General features: G+C 64.0%; 4 protein-coding genes. All 4 read left to right on the top strand.

Annotated features, from left to right (window positions below; translation table 11 throughout):
• Positions 1-696: 696 nt before the first annotated feature.
• The 4 genes from MHA02_RS21595 (at position 697) to MHA02_RS21575 (ending at position 4,855) form a co-directional block, all read left to right on the top strand.
• Positions 697-1,056, top strand: a complete 360-nt coding sequence (locus MHA02_RS21595; protein WP_373318412.1) for a MucR family transcriptional regulator — start codon at positions 697-699, stop codon at positions 1,054-1,056.
• 879 nt (positions 1,057-1,935) lie between these two features.
• Positions 1,936-2,639 (top strand): IS5 family transposase gene (locus MHA02_RS21585; RefSeq protein WP_238180557.1). Its coding sequence is split into 2 segments (ribosomal slippage): positions 1,936-2,212 and positions 2,212-2,639, totalling 705 coding nucleotides; the frame shifts between segments, so codons are not numbered across the junction.
• A gap of 532 nt (positions 2,640-3,171) precedes the next feature.
• Positions 3,172-3,363, top strand: coding sequence for a hypothetical protein (locus MHA02_RS21580; RefSeq protein ID WP_147082609.1), 192 nt, complete (start codon positions 3,172-3,174; stop codon positions 3,361-3,363).
• A gap of 100 nt (positions 3,364-3,463) precedes the next feature.
• Entirely contained in the window at positions 3,464-4,855 is a 1,392-nt protein-coding gene (locus MHA02_RS21575; RefSeq protein ID WP_147082614.1) for an IS1182 family transposase, read from the top strand.
• Positions 4,856-4,951 lie beyond the last annotated feature (96 nt).

Here is a 4,951-nt window from a genome sequence, read left to right as displayed (position 1 = left end):
AAGATCACAACCGGAACAGTCTTGAACGAGCGTCCCAATCTTTGCTCGGGCGTCCCAATCGTCCACCCAGACGGAGAACATCCTCCCGTCTTCGTCAGCCGCCGACCGCAACCAATCGAGGGTGATTAGAATGAGAGGGTTGCTCTGGTAGGTGCCCGCCTCCCGAAGGGACGGCGGGTCGGGTGGTCAGGCCGACGCTCCCAACCGGCTTCGTACTTGGGCGACATGATTGTCACTGAGGACCATCGCCCTCGCTGCGCACCTGATGGGGGTGAAGGTAATTTTTACTCTCCTTGACGACCGGCTTCGGTCGCCGGGCAACGCTCAGCCCAGCCAACCTCGGCACACTGGAGGGTCACCTGAACACGCATGGCGGCGGGCTACATCTTGGTGGTCGCCATTCCGACTGCTGCGCCCCCGAGTCATTTGGTGATAGCAGCATCTGCATTCGCCCTGCTCTTCGCACCGCGAGGCACTTTCGCTCCTTTGGATTGTTGCGAAGCTTGGACGTGGCAAAAAATTGGGGCGCACGGTCAATTTACATCGATCACATTGCGCTTGTCCTTGCGCGCTCAATCTGCACAACGCAGGTGCCACATCCCTTAAAGGGTACTCAACCGTGAACGTATCGGCGAACAATGACTGGGCAGACGCCTCGACCGATAATGCTAACGAAGCTGATGATTCTACTTACAAATCAGTAATCAGATAATTAGATGCAACGGCTTTGATTGTCTGTGCCTACGTCTCCAACAACTCGCTTCGACAGCATCGATCCCTCAGGCGGAAACTAGCGTTTACGTCGAAACATCTAAGCCCGCGACCATCCGAAAATCCATCACGCCAGATGCCCTCATCAGCTTCATCGACGGCAAGCCCTATAAAACTTGGAAGCGGCACCTCGCGGCGCACGGCATTGACTTCGAAACCTATCGCGTCCGCTACGGCCTGCGGTCGATTACCCCGTCGTCTCAGCCAATTACTCGGCGGCCCGGGCAGCCATTGCGAAACAACTTGGTCTCGGTCGTAACACGCGAAGGTCTAGGGTCTGACTAGCAATCCGCGCTACGGCGCTGCGGACCGCTTGTCGATCGGCGTCAGATCGCGGCTCAGACGCACTTTCGCTGATCATCAAGGCGTGAGGCCGATCAAGCGGGCTTCGAGCAAAGGGCGGCGCTGCGTCGAGGATCGCGTCCATGCCGGCGACCTGTGAGGCCGTCAGGCGGCCGTCGAACAAGGGACTGCGCGCAGCCGCGTTGAAGGCTGCGCGATTGAGGGTCGCGGCCATTGATGTATCCTTGCAGCTGGAACTGAGCCGCCGCCCTCGGATTGAGCGTCAGACCGAGGGTCGAGACCATGCCTGTGAATTTTCAGATGGAAGCGCTGGCGGTTATCCGGTCCGATGTGTTCGCTGCGCGCGTGACGACTGTGGATGATGCGCGGGTAGCGGCTTACGAAAGCCTATCGAGCCTAATTTCTGATCGACATCAGATCGATATCTCATTCGATCAATCCAGGCCAGAGATCGTGGAGATTTGTATTTGCGGCCCAGAGCTAACCGGAAGCTTCTTAGCAGGGTTGCGAATCAGGACCGAGGCTTGATCGGCCGGTAAGTCCCGAACATCCGGTCCCAAGTCGTCGGGACGACACCGAAATGTGCCTCTACGCCACAGTGGTGTGCGGCGTGACTCAGCTTTAGCCCGTAAAGAGGATTGGCCAGACTGAGGGCGGAGCCCGATGATTGGCGCACTGCGCGCGAGTGATGTACGGCGTGGTGGGCCGGGATGTAGCCGAGGTAGCCTAGGGTGTGAACCGAACCAAGGCGTTGTGAGAGTTCTAGTTTTGTGATTGAGAGCCGCCGTTTGCAGGATGGAGGCGGCGATGGCGGACTTGTTCTAGCTCTCGGACGAGCAGTGGGCGGTGATCGAGCGGTTCATGCCCAAGAACCAGCCCGGGCCGGAACGGAACGATGATCGGCAGGTCATCTCCGGCATCCTGCACGTGCTGACCTCGGGCTGCCGCTGGCGCGACTGCCCGGCAGCGTATGGTCCGCGCACCACCGTCTACAACCGCTTCAATCGCTGGTCCCGCCGCGGCTTCTGGCGGGCGATGTTGAGGGCACTGGCCAAGGGCGGATGGGCGGGCGAGGCGGCCGCCATCGACAGTACCTACGTCAAGGCGCACCGCTCGGCGCATGGCGGTAAAGGGGGGCTCGTGCGCAAGGCATCGGCCCGTCGCGTGGCGGCCAGACGACCAAGATCCACGCCCTCACCGATGTCCTCGGCCGCCCCGGCGTCCTCCTGCTGACGCCCGGCAACGCCAGCGACGTCACCGCCGCCCCAGCGGTGCTCGCCGAGGCTCCCGGTCGGGTCCGTCGTCTGGCCGCCGACAAGGGCTACGACGCCGACTGGCTCCGGGCCGACCTGCGGGAACAAGGCATCACGCCGATCAACCCAGGCAAGCGCGGCCGCAAGCGGAAGATCCGCCACGACAAGCGCCGCTACCGCGAATGCTGGCGCATCGAGGCGACCTTCAATCGCCTCAAGGACTTCCGTCGCATCGCCACCCGCTACGACAAGCTGGCCCGCAACTACGCCTCGGCCGTCGCGCTCGTCGCCGTCATCGCCTTCTGGTGCTGATTGAGTCCTGACCTTAGCACGAAGCCAGCCAGGATCCCGGCCGGGAGGACGAGGGCGGTTTCTGCAAAGATCGCTAGCGAGTGCCAGGACGTCACCCCGGTGTGGCCGCAGGGTGCGCCTGGGAAGGGACGAACGGTGCCGCCATGCTCCAGGCTACGCTCCGAGACGCAGACGAGGATTGCACGGACCGCGGCGCGGACACCGCCGCACCCTGGCCGTACGCGCGGGGATCGAGCATCACGGCTTCGGTTCAATTCGTAGGTGACCGCGACCGATCGGGAGCAGGAGCGCTCGCCGCTGGTGCAGGCATGGGGTCTTCAGGCTTAGGTGGTGTTCGATCGATCTCGACAACGATCGATTCAGTAAGCAAATCGTTCTTCGACGCTGGCGGACGAATAGTGTCGCGCAAGATTTGATTCACTGCGGTCTTTAAGGCGCGCGTTAGAACTCGACTGTATTCATGTTCACAAGAAGCGAGCGGGACACGACAACAACCCCGACGCTTCAGGCATCGAACACAGTGGAGTTTCCCATGCGCGTCGCCCTCGTCTCCGTCGCCCTCGTCCTCGCCAGCGTCGCTCAGGCCTCGGCCCTGTCGATCACCAGCATTCCGAGCCTGCCGGCGGCCGCCGCCATGGCGGTTCGCCCGACCACCCCGACGATCGCTCCGCCCCCGGCGATGCCCTCGGCCGCCGCCTTCCTCGCCGCCGCCCGCAAGAAGTGACCGAAACACAGCGCGACGAAAGGGCTCGGCTTCGCATTCTGTGTGGAAAGGCCGAGCAATTTGATAGAATGGCCGCCTCGGGAACGGGGCGGCCATTTTCATGGGATACATCGTCGGCGAGGACCGGGCTCAAGCGTCGCTTCTGCCGGCGCGTGTCGAGGGCTTCGTGGCGGCGGAGGCGGCCGTCCGGGTGATCGACGCCTTTGTCGACGGGCTCGATCTGGCAGGTCTCGGCTTTGGTCGTGCTGTTCCGGCCACGACGGGGCGTCCGGGCTATGATCCGCGCGATCTTCTGAAGCTGTATGTCTGGGGCTACTTCAACGAGGTTCGTTCCTCGCGGCGCCTGGAGCGGGCCTGCCGACGCGATGTCGAGGCGATGTGGCTGCTCCGGCGACTGGCTCCGGACTTCAAGACGATCGCCGACTTCCGGCGCGACAACGGCCCCGCGATCGTCGGAGCCGCCCGCGCCTTCGTGCTGCTGTGCCGGGACGCGGGGTTGTTCGCGGCACGGCTGGTGGCGCTGGACGGCTCGAAGTTCCGCGCCGCCGCCAGCCCGAAGAAGGTCATCGGCCGCGACGGCATCGCCGAGGAAGCCGCCCGTCTCGACCGCAAGATCGCGTCCTATCTCGCCGGGCTGGACGAAGCCGATGCGCGCGAGCCCGACGATGAGCCGGGCGCGGTTCCGGCGGCGCTCGCCGCGCTTCGGACCCGGCGTGCGGAACTCGACCGACTGGCGGCCAGGATGGACGCGGAAGGTCGCGCGACCCTGGTCGAGGATGAGGCGGATGCCCGGCCGATGGGCCATGGCGCCGGACCCAAGCCGCCCTCCTACAACGTGCAGAGCGTTGTGGATGTCGAAACGGGCCTGATCGTCCATCATGCGGTGACCGACGAGCCGACCGACCGGCGCCAGCTTCATCCCATGGCCAGCGCCACGAAGGCGGCTCTCGACCTGGCCGCGCTGACTGTGGTGGCCGACAAGGGATACGGCAACGGCGCGCATGCCGGCGCCTGCGAGCGCGATGCGATCCTGGCCTGCGTTCCGCCCCACCGCGCGGTCAACAACCAGGGTGACGGGACGCTGTTCGACCGCACGGCCTTCGCCTACCAGCCCGAGACCGATACCCTCGTCTGCCCCGCCGGCCGCAGCCTGATCCGCAAGCAACTCCATCGCAAGAAACGCAACGTGACCTACGTCGCAGTGGATTGTTCCGGCTGCGCCCTCAAGGACCGCTGCACCACGGCCGAGCGACGCTTCGTCGAGCGTCATCTCGACGACGATACGCTCAACCGCATGGCCGCGCGGGCCACGCCGGAGATGATGCGCGCCCGACGATGCGCCGTCGAGCATCCCTTCGGCACCATCAAGAGAATGATGGCCGGCGGGCGCTTCCTGACCCGCAATCTCAAGGGCACCCGCACGGAGATCGCGCTCTCCGTCCTCGCCTACAACCTGCTCCGCACCATCAACCTCCGGAACGCACCCGCCTGAAATCAAAAGAGGCCCCGGTCAAACCGGAGCCTCCCATCAGTTTCCACACAGCCTGGTGAGCCAGGCCTGTGTGTCGTGATGTCGGTCGTCTTATTT

This window comes from Methylobacterium haplocladii (genome assembly GCF_007992175.1).
Lineage (GTDB): Bacteria > Pseudomonadota > Alphaproteobacteria > Rhizobiales > Beijerinckiaceae > Methylobacterium > Methylobacterium haplocladii.
Note: the sequence above shows the minus strand (reverse complement) of the source record. Positions and strands in the feature narration are given on the sequence as shown.